Source organism: Chamaesiphon sp. OTE_8_metabat_110, assembly GCF_031382685.1.
Taxonomy (GTDB): domain Bacteria; phylum Cyanobacteriota; class Cyanobacteriia; order Cyanobacteriales; family Chamaesiphonaceae; genus Chamaesiphon.
The window spans coordinates 1-2,558 of sequence record NZ_JANMZA010000099.1 but is presented as its reverse complement, the minus strand read 5'-3'; the positions used below and the strand labels follow the sequence as shown (position 1 = coordinate 2,558).

Genomic DNA, 2,558 nt, shown 5'->3' with positions numbered 1-2,558 from the left:
CGTTGCCCTTCGACAAGCTCAGGGCAACGCCAAGGAGGGGATTTACATAGTAGGGGCTGATGGGGAAAGTGGCTCGATGACAGTTGTGTAATAACTACCGAAGTTCTTAACTGTTTCGGCGTAGGCATCTAAATCGGCAAGAGCAGATTTTAATGCAGGACAATTATGCACATCAGTTTCGATATCGATGAAAAATAAATAGTCACCGAGGGAACGTTTGCTCGGACGCGACTCGATCCGACTTAAATTTAAACTCCGATCGGCAAAAAAGCCTAATGCCCTCATCAAGCCACCCGGCGCATTCGATCGCAGACTAAATGCTACCGAGGTACAGTTGCCTACTAATGATGGTTGTAAACTAATCGCCCAGAATTTAGTTTGATTATCTGGTCGATCGTTAATTGGCTGGCGCAAGACTGGGAGGTTGTACAAATCTGCCGCTCGCACGGAAGAAATTGCAGCGGTGCGCGGATTGGCGGCTAGCGTGGCTAGGGCGGCGGTGGTAGAGCTGCCAGCAATCCGCGCGGCTTGCGGCAGATGTGCTTGTAACCACTGCTGGCACTGGCTCAGCGCTTGCGGATGCGAGTAGACTGTCTCGATCGCACTGAGATTAGTCGCCACCGAAATCAAGGCGTGATGGATCGGTAAGACGATCGCTTGTTGGATCTGGAGGGGCGCGGCAATTTGCCAGATTGTATCGGCAGTCATCGTTACGCCACCCTCGATCGAGTTCTCCACTGGCACGATCGCCAGAGTTACTGCGCCACTAGCTACTGCGGCGATCGTCTCAGCGATGCTGGGATAAGGTCGTAAGTCAATTTCGGTACCGATTAGCTCTGCCTGAGCGTAGGCTATTGCGGCGGTTTCTGTATAAGTACCGACAGGCCCCAAGTGAGCGATCTTTACAGTCATAAACAGTTGACATTTATCAGCATTATTTTAGTATTAATTCGCCAAAATACCGATTTTATTAATCTTACCTAGAATCTCGTTGGCGCAGCCTCTCCCCAGGAAAATCGCCAATGCGATAAGATTTGAAGTAGATACATATTACCGCGACTATCCATCGATCGCTTAAATCTTTTTTCGCTACAGTTTCCGAGATTTGCTCTCAACTCCATCTCCCCCGATCTTCATACTTTAAGAATTCCAAATTCTCAACGGCGATCTGATTCGCTAATTCTTCTTTGTTATAAATATGCAAATTGTTAAATTTACAGCAACGCGATCGGTGGAGATTGCCGTACCTAAGCATTCTATCCCGATTCAACACTATCTCCGCCAGCCGCACCGTCTGGTGCGATCGCTAGTCGATCCAAATCGGATTCGCCAAGTCAGCGACGATGAGTTTTGCCTGACGATGCGGACGTTAAGTTTTTTTGGATTCGAGCTTCAGCCCACGGTGTTTTTACGAGTGTGGACGGCAGCAGATAGTACCGTGCGGATTGTTTCTACTAAGTGTGAAATTCGGGGCATCGAATATATCGATCGCCGCTTTAGTTTGAGTTTAATCGGTCAATTGTCGCCCCATCAGTACCAAGAGCAGACCTATCTCGATGGTTGTGCCGATCTCGAAGTCCAAGTCGAACTTCCCCCGGCACTAAGCTTTATGCCCAGATCGATCGTGGAGTCGGCGGGAAATAGCTTGCTCAAGAGCATTCTCAATACATTCAAACAACGCTTGATGCACCAGTTATTAGCTGACTATGTGCTGTGGGCAAGAGATCTCGCGACTGCTCCCGTGCCGGATTTGCTCATTAGCAAGCCAATGGGTGAAGTCTAAGTTGGGTGGATCGATCCATTCCGAGCTTGACAAGGGCGAAAAGAGCGGCGGTGTTCTGGCGTAATTCCGTAGCGCTCGATCGCCAGTAAGTGTGCGGCGGTGCCATAACCTTTATTTTGGCTCAGGTGATATTGGGGATAAATAGCGGCTGAGTCTGTCATGAGCCGATCGCGCCAAACTTTTGCCAAGATACTAGCAGCGGCGATCGCGACAGACTTATCCTCGCCTTTAACTAATGTTTGCTGGGAAAAATCTAGCTGGGGAATTAATTGGTTGCCATCTACCAAACATAATTCTGGGTGTACTGCTAGCCCCATCACCGCTCGCCGCATAGCGAGTAACGTTGCCTGAAGAATATTTAACTCATCGATTTCGTTTACACTCGCAATCCCGATCTGAGACGCGATCGCGACTTGTTGAATGAGCGGCACCAATCGTTCGCGACGTTGAGCTGAGAGTTTTTTACTATCTTTGACGCCCCAATTTTCACACTCGATCGGCAATGTCGGCGGTAAGATGACCGCAGCCGCTACAACTACCCCAAATAATGCCCCCCGACCGACTTCATCGACGCCAGCAATGAGTCGTGGTGGGGGGTTGTTTGTGGGGTTCATGGGATCGGGACTGGGGGATTGGGGGACTGTGTGACCACCCAAAATATGTAGGTTGGGTAGAGCAAGGCGAAACCCAACATCCACCCAATCGTTGGCGTTGGCGTAGCCTGCCGTAGGCACAGCCTACCGGGGGTAATCGGTGAGTGTGTTGGGTTTCATTC

Annotated in this window: 3 protein-coding genes; 1 reads left to right on the top strand and 2 read right to left on the bottom strand. The window is 49.9% G+C overall.

The window, feature by feature from the left end:
• Positions 1-42 precede the first annotated feature (42 nt).
• Entirely contained in the window at positions 43-912 is an 870-nt protein-coding gene (gene pheA / locus RMO52_RS03655; protein WP_310410931.1) for a prephenate dehydratase, read from the bottom strand.
• A 286-nt stretch (positions 913-1,198) separates the two neighbouring features.
• Here pheA and RMO52_RS03650 point away from each other — a divergent pair, with 286 nt between their 5' ends.
• The gene (locus tag RMO52_RS03650; protein WP_309743094.1) at positions 1,199-1,783 is read left to right on the top strand and encodes a DUF1997 domain-containing protein; all 585 of its coding nucleotides are present in this window, start codon (positions 1,199-1,201) and stop codon (positions 1,781-1,783) included.
• Here RMO52_RS03650 and RMO52_RS03645 read toward each other — a convergent pair.
• Positions 1,780-2,397, bottom strand: a complete 618-nt coding sequence (locus tag RMO52_RS03645; protein WP_309743092.1) for a ribonuclease HII — start codon at positions 2,395-2,397, stop codon at positions 1,780-1,782. The two genes, RMO52_RS03650 and RMO52_RS03645, sit on opposite strands and share 4 nt — an antisense overlap.
• Between the last annotated feature and the right edge of the window lie 161 nt (positions 2,398-2,558).

Coding starts and splice junctions, on each gene's coding strand:
- pheA (WP_310410931.1), bottom strand. CDS start 912: ATGACTGTAAAGATCGCTCACTTGGGGCCTGTCGGTACTTATACAGAA.
- RMO52_RS03645 (WP_309743092.1), bottom strand. CDS start 2,397: ATGAACCCCACAAACAACCCCCCACCACGACTCATTGCTGGCGTCGAT.
- RMO52_RS03650 (WP_309743094.1), top strand. CDS start 1,199: ATGCAAATTGTTAAATTTACAGCAACGCGATCGGTGGAGATTGCCGTA.